16 protein-coding genes are annotated in these 17,041 nt (G+C 58.0%); 15 read left to right on the forward strand and 1 reads right to left on the reverse strand.

Annotated features, from left to right (window positions below; genetic code table 11):
* Positions 1 to 3: 3 nt before the first annotated feature.
* Positions 4 to 2,049 carry a S9 family peptidase gene (locus AUP74_RS05500; RefSeq protein WP_069946698.1) on the reverse strand — a complete coding sequence of 682 codons (2,046 nt, stop codon included), beginning with the start codon at positions 2,047 to 2,049 and terminating at the stop codon, positions 4 to 6.
* 204 nt (positions 2,050 to 2,253) lie between these two features.
* Here AUP74_RS05500 and proC point away from each other — a divergent pair, with 204 nt between their 5' ends.
* The 15 genes from proC to AUP74_RS17165 all read left to right on the forward strand — a co-directional run bounded on the left by proC (position 2,254) and on the right by AUP74_RS17165 (position 16,388).
* Complete coding sequence (gene proC, locus AUP74_RS05505; protein ID WP_069946699.1) at positions 2,254 to 3,066, forward strand: pyrroline-5-carboxylate reductase; 813 nt, start codon at positions 2,254 to 2,256, stop codon at positions 3,064 to 3,066.
* 83 nt (positions 3,067 to 3,149) lie between these two features.
* The gene (locus tag AUP74_RS05510; protein ID WP_069946700.1) at positions 3,150 to 3,758 is read left to right on the forward strand and encodes a YggT family protein; all 609 of its coding nucleotides are present in this window, start codon (positions 3,150 to 3,152) and stop codon (positions 3,756 to 3,758) included.
* Between the two features lie 119 nt (positions 3,759 to 3,877).
* The gene (locus AUP74_RS05515) at positions 3,878 to 5,845 is read left to right on the forward strand and encodes a dynamin family protein (RefSeq protein ID WP_069946701.1); all 1,968 of its coding nucleotides are present in this window, start codon (positions 3,878 to 3,880) and stop codon (positions 5,843 to 5,845) included.
* Positions 5,846 to 6,029: 184 nt separating this feature from the next.
* Positions 6,030 to 7,190: a homoserine O-succinyltransferase MetX gene (gene metX, locus AUP74_RS05520; protein WP_069948729.1), complete on the forward strand. Its 1,161-nt coding sequence runs from the start codon at positions 6,030 to 6,032 to the stop codon at positions 7,188 to 7,190.
* On the forward strand, positions 7,190 to 7,780 hold the full coding sequence (gene metW / locus AUP74_RS05525) for a methionine biosynthesis protein MetW (protein WP_069948728.1): 591 nt from the start codon (positions 7,190 to 7,192) through the stop codon (positions 7,778 to 7,780). Before metX ends, metW begins: the two co-directional genes overlap by 1 nt.
* Positions 7,781 to 7,910: 130 nt before the next feature.
* Positions 7,911 to 8,363, forward strand: a complete 453-nt coding sequence (locus tag AUP74_RS05530; RefSeq protein WP_069946702.1) for a DUF4426 domain-containing protein — start codon at positions 7,911 to 7,913, stop codon at positions 8,361 to 8,363.
* Between the two features lie 82 nt (positions 8,364 to 8,445).
* Positions 8,446 to 9,063 carry an RdgB/HAM1 family non-canonical purine NTP pyrophosphatase gene (gene rdgB / locus AUP74_RS05535; RefSeq protein ID WP_069948730.1) on the forward strand — a complete coding sequence of 206 codons (618 nt, stop codon included), beginning with the start codon at positions 8,446 to 8,448 and terminating at the stop codon, positions 9,061 to 9,063.
* Positions 9,056 to 10,234, forward strand: coding sequence for a radical SAM family heme chaperone HemW (gene hemW, locus AUP74_RS05540; RefSeq protein WP_069946703.1), 1,179 nt, complete (start codon positions 9,056 to 9,058; stop codon positions 10,232 to 10,234). The genes rdgB and hemW overlap by 8 nt, the downstream gene beginning before the upstream one ends.
* Positions 10,235 to 10,385: 151 nt before the next feature.
* Positions 10,386 to 10,715 carry a thioredoxin TrxA gene (gene trxA, locus AUP74_RS05545; RefSeq protein WP_069946704.1) on the forward strand — a complete coding sequence of 110 codons (330 nt, stop codon included), beginning with the start codon at positions 10,386 to 10,388 and terminating at the stop codon, positions 10,713 to 10,715.
* Between the two features lie 378 nt (positions 10,716 to 11,093).
* Entirely contained in the window at positions 11,094 to 12,353 is a 1,260-nt protein-coding gene (gene rho, locus AUP74_RS05550; RefSeq protein ID WP_069946705.1) for a transcription termination factor Rho, read from the forward strand.
* Between the two features lie 284 nt (positions 12,354 to 12,637).
* Positions 12,638 to 12,907: an RNA recognition motif domain-containing protein gene (locus AUP74_RS05555; RefSeq protein ID WP_069946706.1), complete on the forward strand. Its 270-nt coding sequence runs from the start codon at positions 12,638 to 12,640 to the stop codon at positions 12,905 to 12,907.
* A 160-nt stretch (positions 12,908 to 13,067) separates the two neighbouring features.
* A complete protein-coding gene (gene ubiD / locus AUP74_RS05560; RefSeq protein WP_069946707.1) occupies positions 13,068 to 14,531 on the forward strand; it encodes a 4-hydroxy-3-polyprenylbenzoate decarboxylase in 1,464 nt (487 codons plus the stop codon).
* A 35-nt stretch (positions 14,532 to 14,566) separates the two neighbouring features.
* A complete protein-coding gene (locus AUP74_RS05565) occupies positions 14,567 to 14,968 on the forward strand; it encodes a hypothetical protein (protein WP_069946708.1) in 402 nt (133 codons plus the stop codon).
* A gap of 475 nt (positions 14,969 to 15,443) precedes the next feature.
* Complete coding sequence (locus tag AUP74_RS05575; RefSeq protein ID WP_145924326.1) at positions 15,444 to 15,911, forward strand: hypothetical protein; 468 nt, start codon at positions 15,444 to 15,446, stop codon at positions 15,909 to 15,911.
* A 147-nt stretch (positions 15,912 to 16,058) separates the two neighbouring features.
* Positions 16,059 to 16,388 (forward strand): hypothetical protein, encoded by a 330-nt coding sequence (locus AUP74_RS17165; protein WP_145924327.1) that lies wholly within the window; start codon positions 16,059 to 16,061, stop codon positions 16,386 to 16,388.
* Positions 16,389 to 17,041 lie beyond the last annotated feature (653 nt).

Genomic DNA, 17,041 nt, shown 5'->3' on the forward strand with positions numbered 1-17,041 from the left:
GGGTTACAGTGCTTGTTCGGCAGACTGGACCGTATCGTTTTCCCTCATCTTCCAGCGAGATACAGGCTTCTCCAGCAGGTGCTGGGAGAAGAACAGGGCGGTCACCTGGGAGAAGACATCCCGGTTTTCCTTTTTGCGGTAGCCGTGTCCCTCGTTGAGGGCATTCATGTACCACACAGGCTTGCCCCCTTCTCGCAGTGCTGCGACGATTTGCTCTGCTTCAGTAACCGGTACCCGGGGATCGTTTTCTCCCTGAACTACCAGCATGGGTACGCGGATTTTGTCCACATTGTTGCTGGGGCTGATGCGTTCGAGGAAGGCGCGCATGTCCGGATCACGCTCATTGCCGTACTCCACCCGGCGCAGGTCGCGGCGGTAGTCGCGGGTATTGGTCAGGAAAGTTACGAAGTTGGAGATGCCGACGATATCGACTGCGGCCCGCAGTCGGTCGCTATAGTGCATGGCGCTGGCGAGTACCATGTAGCCGCCGTAACTGCCCCCAAATACCGCTACCCGGTCACCGTCCAGATCCGGTTGGGTATCGATCCAGTCCAGCAGCGCACCGATGTCCCGTACCGAATCTTCGCGCTTGTAGCCGTTATCCAGCGCCACATAGGTTTTGCCGTAACCGGCGGAGCCGCGCACGTTGGGTGCGATCACTGCCACACCCAGCTTCTGTAGCCACAGTTGGTAGGTGCTGCTGAAATAGGGTCGGTACTGAGCCTCCGGGCCGCCATGGATGGAGATCACTACAGGTACTGGACCCTCGGTATCGCGGGGGCGATAGACAAAAGCGGGAATCTTGCGTGCCTCGCCATCGACTGTGTCAAAGGTGGGGTAGTGGACCAGTTCCGGCTCGATAAAGCTGTCTGTGTCCAGTCCGCCCACCTCACTTTTGGTCCAGCGCTCGAGCTCTGCGTGGCGCAGTGGTGTGCGGCGCAGATTCAGGACGAACGTGTCGGTTGGGGTCTTGGGGGTGTTGATGGACAGTGCCAGTTTGTCTCCCTGACCATTGAATGTGAGCCCGCCCACTACGCCAATGGGCAAGTCTTTCACCTTGCGATAGCGCATATTGCGGGGATTAAACAGGTAGACCTGATCCATACCGTTCTCGTTGATGGTAAAGGCCCCGCGGCGGCGGTCATCGCTGAGCACCACCGAGGATACGTCCCAGGCGATACCATCAGTGATTACACGCTCTTCTCCGGTGGCGAGGTTCCTGTGCACCAGTTGGGCGAACTCGCCCCGTTGGTCGGATACGTAAAAAATGCCACTGCCATCGCTGTCGAAGTCCCCGGCATAGTTACGCGACTGGTTCTCGCTGTCGCCGGCAACCCGCTGCAGTTCCCCACTCTCCAGATCCAGCACGTGGACCAGGGAGTTAGTGGAGGAAATGTACTGCTGCACCAGAAGCCGGCTGTTGTCCGCACTGAAAGACACCGGGCCCCACCAGCTGCCGTCGGGAGACTCGAGGGCGAGAGTACTGGTGTGGCCATCGGCACTCAGACGGGTGATCCAGATGTCATTGGCGCGGCCATTGCGGCGCGTGCTCTGGTAGGCCACCAGAGAACCGTCCGGGCTCCAGGCTATCTGACCATTGCGTGACTCACCGTCGGTCAGCATGCGGCTATCGCCGGTTGCGGGATCAAACAGGAAAATCTGCGCGTCCTCACTGCCGCCGGCATCCATGGTGAAGGCGATCTGCCGGGATTGCGGCCGCGGTTCCACCTGGCCTACGGGTTCCGTGAAGAAAGTGAGCTGTTGGCGGGCGCCGCCCGGTCGATCCACCCGGTGGATCTGATTGACCTCGCCGAACCGGGTAGAGACATAGAGGGCATCCCCTTCCTCGGTCCAGCCGAGTACAGACGCGGAGCGAACACTCTGGTAGCGATTCAGGTCATCGGCCACCTGGTCCGGTACCGGAGGAATATCTTCCATTACCAGGTTGCCGTTGTTGAGGGTGCGTGTCTCCACTGCAGCGGGAGTGACAGCTGACCAGGCCAGGCTGACGGCCACCAGTGCAGCTGGCAGAAGTCTCTGCTTGCTCATGGGCTTTCCTTGTTATCGTCATTGTCGCCTCCATGTTAAAAGTCTCGCCACGGGATACCAGTGGGCTGCGACGGACGGAGGTGGCGCAGAGGGGAATTCGCGCCAAATTTTCAATTGGCCGGGGCGGCGGCCATAATTTGCCCCGGCAAAGTCATACGATAGTGAACGAAGGGGATGTCAGTGACAGCGACGGAAAAACCGAAGATGGTGTTTATCGGTGGTGCCGGCAATATGGCCGGCGCTGTGATCGGCGGCCTGGTGGCCAGCGGTTATCCGGCAGGGCGCATCGTCGCCACCGGTCGCAACGAGCAGAAACTCACTGATTTTGCCGCGCGCCACGGTGTGCAGGTGACCACTGACAATGCGGCTGCGGTGGCGGAAGCCGATGTGCTGGTGCTTTCGGTCAAACCACAGATGATGAAAGAGCTCTGCGGGCAGATCGCCACGCTGGTAAGTGATCGCAAACCACTGGTGATTACTCTCGCGGCGGGTATTCCGCTGGCGGCCTACCAGCGCTGGCTCGGCGCCGGTGTGCCCATCGTACGGGCGATGCCCAACACGCCGGCCCTGGTGGGCACCGGGGTTACCGGCCTGTTCGCGGGCGATGGTGTCTCCAATGCCCAAAAGCAGATTGCGGAGCAGATGGCCGAGGCGGTCGGCATCGCCATCTGGGTCGATGAGGAAGCCGGCATCGACCAGGTGATCGCCGTCTCCGGTTCCGGGCCGGCTTACTATTTCCAGTTTATGGAATCCATGATCGACGCTGCGGAAAAGGCGGGCATGAACCGTGCCGATGCCGAGCGGCTTACCTTGCAAACCGCTCTGGGCGCGGCGAAACTGGCGGTGGCCAGCGATGTGGACGTGGCCCAGCTAAAGCGCAACGTCATGTCACCAAACGGCACCACCGAGCGTGCGATACAGCGTTTCCAGAACGACGGTTTGCCGGCGCTGGTGGAGCGGGCAATGCGGGACTGCGCCGACCGCGCCGCAGAGATGGCGCGCGAGCTGGATAACTAGACAACAGCGCTGACAAGAATGCAGGGCGCCGGCAGCAGCGGGCGCCGACAATAGTAAATGCGAGAATCGTGCAGGGAATCTAGATGGCCAACACTTTCACCAATATCGGTGTCTTCCTCGTCGCCACCATTGGCATCCTTTATCTGTTTGCCGTGCTGATGCGCTTTCTGCTGCAACTGGCGCGGGCGGATTTCTACAACCCGATCTCCCAGGGCATCGTGAAAGTCACCAACCCGTTACTGCTGCCATTACGGAAGCTGGTGCCGGGTCTGTTCGGAATCGATATGGCCTCGCTGGTGCTGGCGATTCTGGTGGGCTGGGTCATGATTCTCGCCTGCGGCTTGCTGGCTGGTGGTGGCCTGTTCAACCCGTTGAGCGCTTTGCTGTGGTCGTTTCTGGGCTGCATCAGTACCGTAATCGCGATTGTCTTTATCGGAATGCTGATTTCCATCATCTTCAGCTGGATCGCGCCGCAGAGCGGCCATCCGGCCCTGATGCTGCTGCGGCAGCTGCTGGAGCCGTTCTGCGCACCGGTGCGTCGGCTGATTCCGCCGCTGGGGGTGATCGATATCAGCCCGATCTTCGTCTTTATCCTGTTGACGGTGGCGGACAAGCTGCTGGTGGGTTTTGCTCAGATGGCCAATATGCCCGCATTCGTCTACGGACTCTTCTGGCAGATCCCCGGGTTCTGATCGACGCCCATTCCGCAAACCGGGTCGCATTTCCGCCGGCCCGGCGCTTCTATTCTCATGCCTGTTGACCGAGAATAGCCGCTTCCGTCAAGTAAGCAGTACAACAAGAACAGAATTACATGGAAGACGCTCTCTTGCGCCAGCATATCGCCGATTACGACCGCTGGAAGAAAGGCCTGGACAACCAGTTCGCCGCCTTCAATCAGTGGCTGAAGCAGCATTTCCCCAACTCCGCCGGTGCCCGCCAGGTGGTGCAACAGGCCCGTTCCCTGCTGGCGGAGGACCAGTTCACGCTGGCGCTGGTGGGGGAATTCTCTCGCGGCAAGACCGAGCTGATCAACGCACTGTTGTCGCATACCTACGGCAAGCGCCTGCTGCCCTCGCGGCCGGGACGCACCACTATGTGCCCGACGGAGATATTCAGCGACGGGGGCCAGCAGGCCAGCCTGCGGTTGCTGCCGATCGAGACGCTGGCCACCAATACCAGCCTGGAAAGCTTTCGCCGTATCCCGCAGAAATGGGTTGCCCACGAGTTCGACGCCAACGATGCCGATGCCACCCGCGAGGCCCTGCTGAAGGTTGCCGCCACCAAGTCGGCGACACCCGAAGAGGCGGCCCGTCTCGGTTTCGATCGCCGCCACCTCGATAGCAATGGCGCACTGGTAGAGATTCCGGCCTGGCGGTATGCACTGATCTGCCTGCCACATCCGCTGCTGGCCCAGGGATTGCGGATCATCGACACGCCGGGCCTCAATGCCCTCGGCAATGAACCGGAACTGACCCTTAGCACGCTGCCTGGCGCCCAGGCGGTGGCATTCCTGCTGGCGGCGGATGCCGGCGTCAGTGGCACCGACCTGAATATGTGGGAGACGCATCTGGTCCCCCTGCGTGAGCATCGTGGCACCGCGGTGATGGCACTGCTCAACAAGATCGATGCCATGTGGGACGATCCGGACGAAGATCCGGAACTACTGCTGCGTCGCATGCGTGCGCAGGTGAGCAAGCTGCTGGAGCTCCCTCAGGAGAGTGTGGTGGGCGTTTCTGCCAAGAAAGCGCTGCTGGCCCGACAGCAGCAGGACGCAGCGCTACTTGAACAGAGCCACTTTGCAGAGTTTGAAAAATTACTGGTGCAGCGACTGATGGAGCACCGGCAGAAAGTGGCCGAACATCGTTGCCTGCACCAGGCACTGACACTGATGGCGGACACCCGCGATCTGCTCAAGCGCCGTCTCAACAGCGGGCAAGCGGCGCTGGAGCACCTGCAAAGTCGCGGCAGTACCAGTACCGAGCAACTCGAAGAGCTGGCCCAGTTGCAACAGACGGTGAAGCAGCAACACAAAGTCTGTCATCAGGAGTTGCTGACGCTGAAGTCGAGCCACCGCATGCTGGCCCGTCAGCGCTCTTCACTGCTGGCTCCGGTTTCCAGCCAGCAGTTGCAGACTCTGATCGACGACACCAGCCGCGCCCTGAATGAGCGCTGGACGCCTCTGGGCCTGGCCCGTGCCATCGACGGATTTATGGAAGGGGTGGATCACCAGCTCGCCAACATGGAGCGGGAAGTGGACGCGGCCAACCGTCTGGTGGATGCCATCTTCGAACGCTCCTCCCTGAAGAACCTGGATTCCAGCGACCAGCATTTCGGGATTGCCAGTTTCCGTCTCAGTCTGCGCGGTCTGCATCGGCAGGCGGCACAATTGCGCCGTTCGCCGCAGCTGTTGCTGGCGCGGCGCAACCGCCTGACCGAGCGCTTTATGGCCACGCTTGCCAGCGAAGTAGGGCGCCTCTATAGCCAGTTGATCTCTGCTGCGGATGGCTGGCTGGACCAGGCCCTGGAGCCTCTCAAACAACATGTGCAATACCAGAAGCATTTGCTCAACCGGCATTTGATCAAGCTCACAGAGTTGAAGCAGAAAACCCAGAGCAAGCGCACTGATCTGCGCGCACTGGAAGAGGAGATCCTGCGCAACGACAGTGCGCTCGCTTCGCTGGAGGAGCTGCTGAAACAAAACGCCCCGGCGCCACAGCCGGTGGCACCTGCGCCGCGCCGCGACAACGTTACCCAGCTGAAAGCACCCGCGGCCAGCTGAAAAGGCTCTGAACCGGCGGTGTCGGTCGACACCGTTGGACGTTGTGGCTGCGGCGGTGACATTTGTCTTCCGCCGTGGCGCTCCCGTAAACTGGCCGGTCTTCCACCGATGAACACCGCTTGACCCGGAAACCGGTATCACCTTGTCTACCGTAAATATTTCAGCACCCGCCGAACAGCGTGACGTGAGCCGTGACCCCGGCTCCGTCGGTATTGTCGTGCCCAGGCAACACACGTTTCGTGAGCCGCTGGAGCTTGCCTGCGGGCGTACGCTGAGTGAGTACACGCTGGTGTACGAGACCTACGGCACCCTGAATGCGGCCAAGAGTAATGCGGTCCTGATCTGTCATGCACTTTCCGGCCATCATCACGCCGCCGGCCGCCACAGCGAAGAAGACAAGCGTCCGGGCTGGTGGGACAACTACATCGGCCCGGGCAAACCCATCGATACCGACCGTTTTTTTGTGGTCTCGCTGAACAACCTGGGCGGATGCCATGGCTCCACCGGTCCCGCCTCTATCAATCCCGAGACCTGCCGCCCCTGGGGACCCGATTTCCCGATGTTGCGGGTGCGGGACTGGGTAAACAGCCAGGCGCGGCTGGCCGATTTGCTCGGCATCGAGCAGTGGGCGGCGGTGATCGGTGGCAGCCTGGGCGGCATGCAGGCCATGCGCTGGTCACTGGAGTACCCGGATCGTTTGCGTCACTGCGTCGTGATCGCCTCGGCGATGAAGCTCTCGGCACAGAATATTGCCTTCAATGAAACTGCCCGTCAGGCGATTACCTCCGACCCGGATTTCTGCCACGGCCGTTATCTGGATGAGGACAAGCTGCCCCGCCGTGGTCTCGCGGTGGCACGCATGATCGGCCATATCACCTATCTCTCGGATGATGGCCTCGGCAAAAAATTTGGCCGCGAGCTGCGTTCGGGTACGTTTGAGCGCGGCGTAGAGGAGGAGGTGGAGTTCCAGGTGCAGAGCTATCTGCGCTACCAGGGGGACAGCTTCTCCGGCAGTTTTGACCCCAATACCTATATCCTCATGACTCGGGCGCTGGACTATTTCGACCTGGCGCGGGAGTACGGCGACGATCCGGTGGCAGCCTTCTCTCATGCGCGCTGCCGTTTTATGTTGATCTCGTTCACCTCTGACTGGCGTTTTGCACCGGAGCGTTCCAGGGAGATCGCCGACGCACTGATGCATGCGAACGTGCCGGTGAGCTATGCAGAAATCGAATCGTCCATGGGGCACGATGCCTTCCTGTTGCCGAACAGCCGCTACCAGCGCGTCTTCGACGCATACATGCAGCGGATAGCCGCTGAGTGCGATGAGGGAGTAGGGCAATGATGCGGGTTGACCTGGATGCGATTCAGGATTGGATCAGGCCAGAGAGCCGGGTGCTCGACCTGGGTTGTGGTGACGGCTTGCTGCTTGAGCAATTGGCCCGCAACAAGCAGGTCAGCGGTTATGGGCTGGAGATCGACCCGGAGGAGATCGAGCGCTGTATTGCCCGCGGCGTCAACGTGGTGGAACAGAACCTCGACGCGGGGCTTGGCAACTTCGCCGACAATAGCTTCGACACCGTGGTCATGACCCAGGCCCTGCAGACCCTGCGCCAGCCTCATCTGGTGGTACAGGAAATGCTGCGCGTCGGGCGCGAATGCATCATCACCTTCCCCAATTTTGGGCAGTGGAGAGCGCGTTGGCACCTCGCCATATCCGGTCGTATGCCGGTTTCGGATCTATTACCTTTCGAGTGGTACGACACGCCTAATATTCACTTTTGTACTTTCAGGGACTTTGATCTTCTTTGTAGGGAGCGTCGCTGGACTATCCTCCATCGACAGGTAGTCTCTGAAACCCGGATTGGGGTGGCGTTGAAAGATTTTTCGCCCAATCTTTTCGGGGAGACGGCGATCTACCATCTCACTCGCTAAACTGAAAAGAGATGTGCGCCAAGGATGCCGTGCCGGGGTCGTGAGTGGGCCTGATTGGGTCCTGAAAGGGGCCGTGGTCATGAGCCCGGCACCCACCGGTGAGGGAATCGACAACAACAGGAGGTGATTCGTGAAACGTATTCTGACAGCCGTGGCTGCAGCGGCCTTGCTCTTCTGGGCAGTGAGCGCTGCGGCGCAGGAAGCCAAAGTCATCAAGAGTCACGAAGATTTTGGCGATTACCGCGTGGTCTACTCGGTTTTCAACAGCAGCTTTATCAAGCCTGAGATCGCTCAGCAGTACAAGCTGGTACGGGCCGATGATCGGGCCTACGTCAATGTGTCGGTGGTGGAAAAGGATTCCGGTCAACACGGGCTGGCCAGTGAAGTCGGCGGCACTGCCACCAACCTGATCCAGCAGTCGCGCCCGCTGAAATTTCTCGAGATTCGCGAGGGGCCGGCAGTTTATTACCTGGCGCCGCTGCGCTTTGAAGACGAAGAAGTACTGACCTTCAAGGTGGATGTGAAGTTGCCGAATGGCCGTACTGAACAGCTGACATTCCGCCGTCAGCTCGACAAATTGTAAAGCCTGTCGGCGGCGGTAAAAGCGAGCGCTCCGCGCTCGTTTTTTATTTGTGGCCCTGAAAGGGGCGGTTCTGGAGAAAAATTTGGACAAGATCGTGCTCGCCAGCGGTAACGCCGGCAAACTGCGGGAATTCTCCCAGCTGTTCGCCAGCTGGGACATCGAGGTGGTACCGCAGTCGGATTACAACATTCCGGATGCGGATGAGACGGGCCTCAGTTTTATTGAAAACGCCCTGATCAAGGCACGCCATGCCAGCCGCCTGAGTGGACTGCCGGCGTTGGCCGATGATTCCGGTCTGGCGGTGGATGCCCTGCACGGTGCGCCGGGAATTTATTCTGCGCGCTATGCTGGTATTGGCGCCACCGATGCCGAGAACAACCGCAAGCTTCTTGAGGCACTGGCGGACACCCCCGATGAGCAGCGCGGGGCCAGTTTTAACTGTGCGCTGGCATTTGTACGTCGCGAGGACGATCCGGTACCGCTGGTATGCAGTGCCCGCTGGCGCGGCCGTATTCTGCATGAGGCAGCCGGTGAGGGCGGCTTTGGTTACGATCCGTTGTTTTTTGTCGAGACCGAGGGCATGGCTTCGGCTCAGCTGTCCCGAGAGGTGAAAAACCGTATCAGCCACCGCGGCCAGGCCGTGGAGCGCTTCCGCGCATTGTGGCAGGAGTACATGGGCAGCGAGGCCGCCCTTGGCTGATAACAACATCGCCGAGCTCGGCCTGCCACCGCTGAGCCTCTATGTGCACATCCCCTGGTGTGTGCGGAAATGTCCCTACTGCGACTTCAACTCCCATGCTGCCGGGGAGATCCTGCCCGAGGCGGAATACGTGGCTCAGCTGCGACGTGATCTGCACAGTCAGCAGGCGTGGGCGCAGGGGCGCCAGCTGACCTCCATCTTTTTCGGCGGCGGTACTCCCAGCCTGTTTTCCGCCCATGCCATTGCCGACATTCTTGGCGCGGCAGAGGAGCTGGTGGGCTTCGAGCCGGATATCGAGATTACCCTCGAGGCCAACCCCGGTACTTTCGAGCAGCAGAAGTTTGCCGGCTATCGGGCCGCTGGCGTCAACCGGTTATCCATCGGCGTGCAGAGCTTCGATGCACATCAGCTGGATAACCTGGGACGCATCCACTCCGGTTCGGAGGCCGCCGGTGCCCTGGAAATGGCCCGGCGCGCCGGCTTTGACAATATCAATCTGGACCTGATGCACGGCTTGCCACAGCAGACCGAAGAGCAAGCATTGGCGGATCTGCAGCGGGCCGTGGACCTCGGGCCTGAGCATATCTCCTGGTACCAGCTCACCATCGAGCCGAATACCGCCTTTTACAGCGCGCCACCGGTGGTCCCCGGGCCCGCCCATATTGTTTCCATGCAGGGAGCGGGGCGGGATTATCTGGCCCGTCATGGCTATGGACGCTACGAGGTTTCCGCCTACGGCCAGTCGAATCGGGAGGCGCGCCATAACATCAACTACTGGTCTTTCGGCGATTATCTGGGCATCGGTGCCGGAGCGCATGGCAAGGTGAGCCTGCCAGAGACCGGGGAGATACTCCGCACCCGCCGCACACGCACCCCGCGCCATTACCTCGCCGCGGGCGAGAACGGGCCGCTGTCAGCGCCACCCGCAGAGCCAGTGGCCCGGGAGGAGCTGCCACTGGAATTCCTGATGAATGCCCTGCGACTGGTCCAGGGGGTGCCCGCGGACGTATTTACGCGACACACCGGCCTGCCGCTGTCGTCCCTGGCCAAGCAGTGGGCGGTGCTCGAGCAGCTGGAGCTGGTAGAGCCGCTGGAGGAGCGTATCGCCGCGTCGGCCTTCGGGTTCGACTATCTTGACGAGATACTGCAGCGCTTCCTCGAGCAGCCGTGAGGAGCAGGGCATTACCCTTGAAAGCCCCTCCCGCGGCCCCCATAAAGAGGGCAACCGGCGCCTTGCGGCTGCGGGGGGCTCTACTTATCATGTGCCCACCGCGCCTGCGGGGCAGGACCGCACCGAGTAACCAAGAGAACAGGAAAGCAATATGAGCGAGCACGCAATCGTCAACGTGACCGATGCCGAGTTTGAGGCCGAAGTACTCAAGGCCGAGGGCCCGGTACTGGTAGATTTCTGGGCGCAGTGGTGCGGCCCCTGCAAGATGATCGCTCCGGTCCTGGAAGATCTGGCTGGTCACTACGGCGACAAGCTGAAGATCGTCAAGGTCGATGTGGATGCCAACAAGGAATCCCCGGCCAAGTACAACGTGCGCGGCATTCCCACCCTGTTGCTGTTCAAGGGCGGCAACGTGGAAGGCACCAAGGTAGGCGCCCTGTCCCGCGCCCAGCTGACTGAATTCATCGACAGCCAGCTCTAAATACCCCGCCATCCTGTGGGACAATTTCTCTTGCAGGATGGCGATCTGCCGTTATACTGGCTAATAATCTGAAACCATTCAGACGAGTCGAGTACGATTCCTGACCGAGCTGAACGAAGTCGCCCCTCCGCACGGTCGTAGACCATCCCCGGCGCGTGAACTCCTTGAGTTGAACTTATCCAGAGCCAAGCTGCACGGCCGACCGGTCAATTGAAGCAGTTTTCTGAGTTCCCCCTGAGCTATCGCGAATCCGGAAATGCATGAAAGGGCGCTGCGTCCATGGGCAAAATTGAGCAATATCAAACTCCAGACCCCTCCTCGAAAAATTCCGGCGCGTCCGCGCCAAATGCAAACAGAAACCTTAATAAAGCAATTGGTATGAATCTCTCCGAATTAAAAACCAAACCGATCGAAGAACTGATTGAAATCGCCAAGGGCATGGGCCTCGAAAACCTGGCCCGCTCGCGCAAGCAAGACATCATCTTCAACATCCTCAAGCGGCACGCGAAAAGCGGTGAGGATATCTACGGTGAAGGGGTGTTGGAGATTCTGCAGGACGGTTTTGGTTTTTTGCGCTCCGCCGACTCTTCTTACCTGGCGGGCCCGGATGATATCTACGTTTCCCCGAGTCAGATCCGACGCTTCAACCTGCGCACGGGCGACTCCATTGCCGGCAAGATCCGCCCACCGAAAGAAGGCGAGCGTTACTTCGCTCTGCTGAAGGTCAGCGAGATCAACTTCGACAAGCCGGAAAACGCCCGCAACAAGATTCTCTTCGAAAACCTCACCCCGCTTTTCCCGAACAAACGCCTGACGCTCGAATGTGGCAACGGTTCCTCCGAGGACCTGATCGGCCGCATCATCGACCTGGTCGCGCCCATCGGTAAGGGGCAGCGTGGTTTGATCGTCGCACCGCCGAAAGCCGGTAAGACCATCATGCTGCAGAACATGGCTCAGGCCATTACCCGCAACAACCCCGAGTGCCACCTGATCGTCCTGTTGATCGACGAGCGCCCGGAAGAAGTCACCGAGATGCAGCGCTCCGTACGCGGTGAAGTGGTCGCTTCCACATTTGACGAGCCGCCGGCCCGTCACGTGCAGGTTGCCGAGATGGTGATCGAAAAGGCCAAGCGCCTGGTGGAGCACAAGAAGGATGTGGTGATCCTGCTGGACTCCATCACCCGTCTGGCCCGCGCTTACAACACCACCGTGCCGTCGTCCGGCAAGGTACTGACCGGTGGTGTCGACGCCCACGCGCTGGAGCGCCCGAAGCGTTTCTTCGGTGCGGCCCGTAACATCGAGGAGGGTGGAAGTCTCTCCATCATCGCCACCGCGCTGGTGGACACCGGTTCCAAGATGGACGAGGTGATCTTCGAGGAGTTCAAGGGCACCGGTAACATGGAGCTGCAACTGGATCGCAAGATCGCTGAAAAGCGTGTCTACCCGGCGATCAACGTGCGCCGCTCCGGGACCCGCCGCGAGGAGCTGCTGATGCCGGAAGGCGAGCTGCAGCGGGTATGGATCCTGCGCAAGCTGCTCCACGACATGGATGACCTGGCGGCCACCGAATTCTTGATCGACCGCCTGAAGGACTTCAAGACTAACGACGAGTTCTTCCTGTCCATGAAACGGAAATAATTCCCAATCAGAATAAGGCACCGGATCCGGTGCCTTATTGCTAACTGGGGATGAAAGCGGCGATTATTTGCGCAGAAACTGATTGAAAAGGCGAGCCGTTAGGCATATAAAGTCCCACATTGTGGCGCTGGATGTGTACTGAACGAACGACGCCCGACCGAATTGGCCAGTGCCAGTCATTAACCGACCCGCACACTTCAGGCCAATCTCAGATGGATGATCTGGTGGAGCTGGTTATCCATTTGTGACTGCACGACAGCCCACATATCTAGTGAGAACTTTTTGTGAATATCTATATTGGAAATCTGGCCTACGCGGTAACTTCTGAAGACCTGCAGGAAGCATTCGGTGCCTTCGGAGAAATCTCTCGCGCGACTGTAATCACCGACCGGGAGACTGGCCGCTCTAAAGGTTTCGGTTTCGTTGAAATGCCGAACGACGACGAAGCTCGTAAGGCGATCGAAGAAATGAACGATCAGTCGCTGTCTGGCCGTAACATTCGTGTTAACGAAGCCAAGCCGCGCGAAGACCGTCCGCGTCGTCCCCGCTTCTAAGCTGATCCCAGCTTAAGCGTTCGGTGGCCCGCAGTATCCGCTGCGGGCCCCTTCAAACTCCTCCCCTTTCTTCGCAACCTGCTCTAGCCAGGCTGCCATTCCCCATTTTGTCCTGACTCCTTTACACTGCGCACAGAGCTTTTCTGCGGTCAGGAGCAAAATGAAATACAAAGACCTGCGTGACTTTATCAAGCTGCTGGAAAAACGCGGCCTGCTGAAACGCATCCAGCACCCTGTCGACCCCAATCTGGAAATGACAGAAATTGCCGACCGCGTCCTGCGTGCCGGTGGTCCCGCGCTGCTATTTGAAAACCCCGTTGGATTCGATACGCCGGTGCTCGCCAACCTGTTCGGCACCCCGGAGCGCGTTGCCCTGGGCATGGGCCGGGAATCGATCACGGAACTGCGTGAAGTGGGCGAGCTGCTCGCCTTTCTCAAGGAGCCGCAGCCCCCCGAGAACCTCAAGGATGCCTGGGAAAAATTACCTGTGTTCAAGCAGGTGCTGAACATGGGGCCCAAGGTGGTAAAGAAGGCGCCGTGCCAGCAAGAGGAGCTGAGCGGTGACCAGGTGGATCTCTACCAGCTGCCAATCCAGACCTGCTGGCCCGGCGATGCGGCACCGCTGGTGACCTGGCCGCTGGTGATTACCCGCGGGCCGGAGAAGAAGCGCCAGAACCTCGGCATCTACCGCATGCAGCTGATCGGTAAGAACCGCCTGATCATGCGCTGGCTCTCTCACCGTGGTGGCGCACTCGACTTCCGCGAGTGGTGCCAGCGTAATCCCGGCAAACCCTACCCGGTGGCGGTCGCCCTCGGTGCCGACCCGGCAACCATCCTCGGCGCGGTGACACCGGTCCCGGATACCCTGTCTGAATATGCCTTTGCCGGACTCCTGCGCGGTGACAAGACCGAGGTCGCCGAAGCCACGTTGAGCGACCTGCAAGTGCCTGCCAGTGCCGAATACGTGCTGGAAGGCTATATCCACCCCGACGATATGGCCGATGAAGGCCCCTATGGTGACCATACCGGTTACTACAACGAGGTGGACAGTTTCCCCGTCTTTACGGTGGAGAAAATCACCCATCGTAAAGACCCCATCTACCACAGCACCTATACCGGGCGGCCGCCCGATGAACCCGCGGTGCTCGGCGAGGCGCTAAACGAAGTATTCGTGCCGATCCTGAAAAAGCAGTTCCCGGAAATCGTCGATTTCTACCTGCCGCCCGAAGGCTGCTCCTACCGCCTCGCCGTCGTCAGCATGAAGAAACAGTATCCGGGCCATGCCAAGCGGGTAATGATGGGTGTCTGGTCCTTCCTGCGCCAGTTCATGTACACCAAGTTCGTGATTGTCACCGACGACGACGTCAACACGCGCGACTGGAAGGACGTGATCTGGGCCATGACTACCCGTATGGACCCGGTCCGTGACACGACCATGGTGGAGAATACTCCGATCGACTACCTGGATTTCGCCTCGCCGGTTTCCGGGCTGGGCTCCAAGATCGGCTTTGACGCCACCAATAAATGGCCGGGGGAGACCGACCGTGAATGGGGCCGGCCCATTGAGCGGGACCCGGATGTGGTGAAGAAGATCGATGAGATCTGGGGCGAGCTCGGCCTCTGACCACCAAAACCAATCACTGACCCAGGGAGGGGACGATGCAAGTGATCAAAACCATCCGGCCCGGCCAGAAAGGCGCTCGCCGCTTCGAGCGCCGGTTTGGCAAGCGGCTCTGCGCCGTGCGGTACCGCAATTCCCCATGCGGTAACAAAGTTCTCACCACGGTTGAACTGATCGTCGATGAGCGTGATAAGCCCGCGCCGGGCGTTTCCCATTCCGGATTACATGCTTACCAGCGGGCGGAACCGGTGGCGCTCTCGATTGGTGCAGAAGAAAACGCCATGCGGCGTCTGCTCAAACAGGCTGGGGCTCGCTGGAGCCAGCAAGCGCGAGCTTGGGTCGCAACCCGCGAAACCGTCGCGACGCTCGGCCTCAATCATCGAGTTGTTGAAGGGCTGATTGACGCCTGTACCGATGTGGACACCAGTATCGAATTGTGAGTGGTTAGATGTGACCACTTATGATCATATATGGATACCCCTAGTTAGAACTAGTAACGTGGTCAGATATGACCACGCATAAGAATAAACTGTTAAATGTATATGGATAGATACGCGGTTTCTGCTCGATTAAGTCTGACCTCAATATTCGCAATGATTGCGTTTGTTGTGATATTGAACTTTTTACCGGGCGAACTATTTAAATACGCGCTGATGGACTTGTTTCTTGAAGTTTCAGGTATTCTTTTGACTACCAGTTTCACTCTACCAGGTCTTTATCTCTGGGTTACGGGGTTTAAAAGGTATGACGAAGCTTTGGGCGGGTTCGGGCCAAAGTTGGTACTGTATTTCGTTTTTACAATACCTTATGCGATCTACCTACAGTACCAGTATGAAAGCAGTGCAAAAAACATTTAACAAGGCAATGCAGCGGACTGCTGCGCAGCCGCGCTGATTGCGGCGTTATGAGTCAAAGATGAGTAAATCGCGAGAATTAAAATATGAGCCAAGAAGCATTTACTTAACCTTTAGTTTATTGGCATTCTTCTCGTTCCTGACTGCAATAGCTGTGAAAAACATATACGTCGCAAACGGTATGTTTTTTGTTCTTTCAACCGCGAGTTACTTTGTTGTCAACGTAACAAACGGAAAAGTGTTCTTTTTCGATAGAAAGGTTGTCGGAACCTACAATTTGCTGTATCCGTTTTCCGTGATGGCAGGAGCGCTCATAGTTTTGGGGGCAGGCTCAGTGAATGTCATTCCCTTTGAGATTTTAGCTGTTAACTCTCTTGCAGCAGCCGGTTTGCTATTTGTAGCAAACTACATATTGCTACGTAAATTTTGGAATGGCTTTGATTCAACGCTGAGCATTTTATGTGTGTCGCTCCTGGCTGGAGTGGGTGTTACGTTCAGCCTAAGCTCTGCGCTCTGGAGTCACTCATAACAAACGCAAGCAGGATGCTACGGCCCTTCGGGCCTCCGCGGGACGCCCAACGCTATGCACATTTTGTGCGGGTCGCTGCGCTCCCAGTTTCGCACAAAATGTGCATAGCATTGGTCGCCCCTGTTGCGGGCGTTATGAGTCTTAAGTGTGGAGAACGAAGCAATCCTTAGCGAACGCTCCAAATGTTCAAAAGCCGCAATTACCGTCTTGGTAGCTATGTTTATTGCGGGCTTACTCCTTTGGTTGCTTCTGGCCCCAGTTGAAAAAGGGTCTGTCGTGTTTTGGAGTGGTGTAGTTCTAATGGCTATCCCAGGTTATGTTGCCGGAGAGAGCTTAGGTTCTTTGGGGTTAGGGGCTGATTTCGTTAAGAAATTATCCAAGTCATTACGCATAATATTTGGCTTTTCTTGGGTGCTAATATGCCTGTTAATTTTTAGTGCAGTTTTAGCGTTTTTGTCATCAATGGTAGGAACATAACAAGCAATGCCACAATCAACTCATAACAAGTCAAGGCAGCATCGCCACTTCGTGGCTGGACGCGCTAAAGCGCGCAGCTGCTTGATGCGTTAGGGTGAGAAATAAACGAGGTGATAGATGAACGAAAAACCAAAAGTAATTACTGTCACACAGATTGTTCTCGTGATTTTTCAACTGATCATGGCGTATGCATATATATTTGTAGTTAGATCATTACTGGCTCCAGCTAATGATTTTGATAGCTACGCCGGAGCCATTCTTGCTGTGGCGATATCAACACTAATTTTCTGGCTTCCTTTGATTTCATTTATATTGATAATCTATAAGCATTGGATTGGTCGGTGGTTGGCAATAGCAGCTCTATTATTCTTACTAATTAGTTCATTAATTAGCCCAGAGAGTAGGCTCAGTGGATCAATGGCACATGATCTAGGGGTATATACGGCACGTACTGTATTTCTTATGCTTCCGTTAACCTTGATACTTTTCCTGATATTCTCGAGAGCGGTGAGAGAGTACTTCGCAAACCCTAACAAAGCCAGGCAATGAAGCTCCGGGCGTATGGCCTCCGCGGGACAGCTTGCCTTGTGCGCATTTTGCGCAGGTCGCAGCGCTCCCAATTTCGCGCAAAATGCGCACAACGTAAGCTGCCC

It is taken from the genome of Microbulbifer aggregans, assembly GCF_001750105.1.
GTDB classification, from domain to species: Bacteria; Pseudomonadota; Gammaproteobacteria; order Pseudomonadales; family Cellvibrionaceae; genus Microbulbifer; species Microbulbifer aggregans.

Bases quoted from the DNA above. Each gene is read 5' to 3' on its own strand.
- AUP74_RS05500 (WP_069946698.1), bottom strand. From the start codon at position 2,049: ATGAGCAAGCAGAGACTTCTGCCAGCTGCACTGGTGGCCGTCAGCCTG.
- proC (WP_069946699.1), top strand. From the start codon at position 2,254: ATGGTGTTTATCGGTGGTGCCGGCAATATGGCCGGCGCTGTGATCGGC.
- AUP74_RS05510 (WP_069946700.1), top strand. From the start codon at position 3,150: ATGGCCAACACTTTCACCAATATCGGTGTCTTCCTCGTCGCCACCATT.
- AUP74_RS05515 (WP_069946701.1), top strand. From the start codon at position 3,878: ATGGAAGACGCTCTCTTGCGCCAGCATATCGCCGATTACGACCGCTGG.
- metW (WP_069948728.1), top strand. From the start codon at position 7,190: ATGCGGGTTGACCTGGATGCGATTCAGGATTGGATCAGGCCAGAGAGC.
- trxA (WP_069946704.1), top strand. From the start codon at position 10,386: ATGAGCGAGCACGCAATCGTCAACGTGACCGATGCCGAGTTTGAGGCC.
- rho (WP_069946705.1), top strand. From the start codon at position 11,094: ATGAATCTCTCCGAATTAAAAACCAAACCGATCGAAGAACTGATTGAA.
- ubiD (WP_069946707.1), top strand. From the start codon at position 13,068: ATGAAATACAAAGACCTGCGTGACTTTATCAAGCTGCTGGAAAAACGC.
- AUP74_RS05565 (WP_069946708.1), top strand. From the start codon at position 14,567: ATGCAAGTGATCAAAACCATCCGGCCCGGCCAGAAAGGCGCTCGCCGC.
- AUP74_RS05575 (WP_145924326.1), top strand. From the start codon at position 15,444: ATGAGTAAATCGCGAGAATTAAAATATGAGCCAAGAAGCATTTACTTA.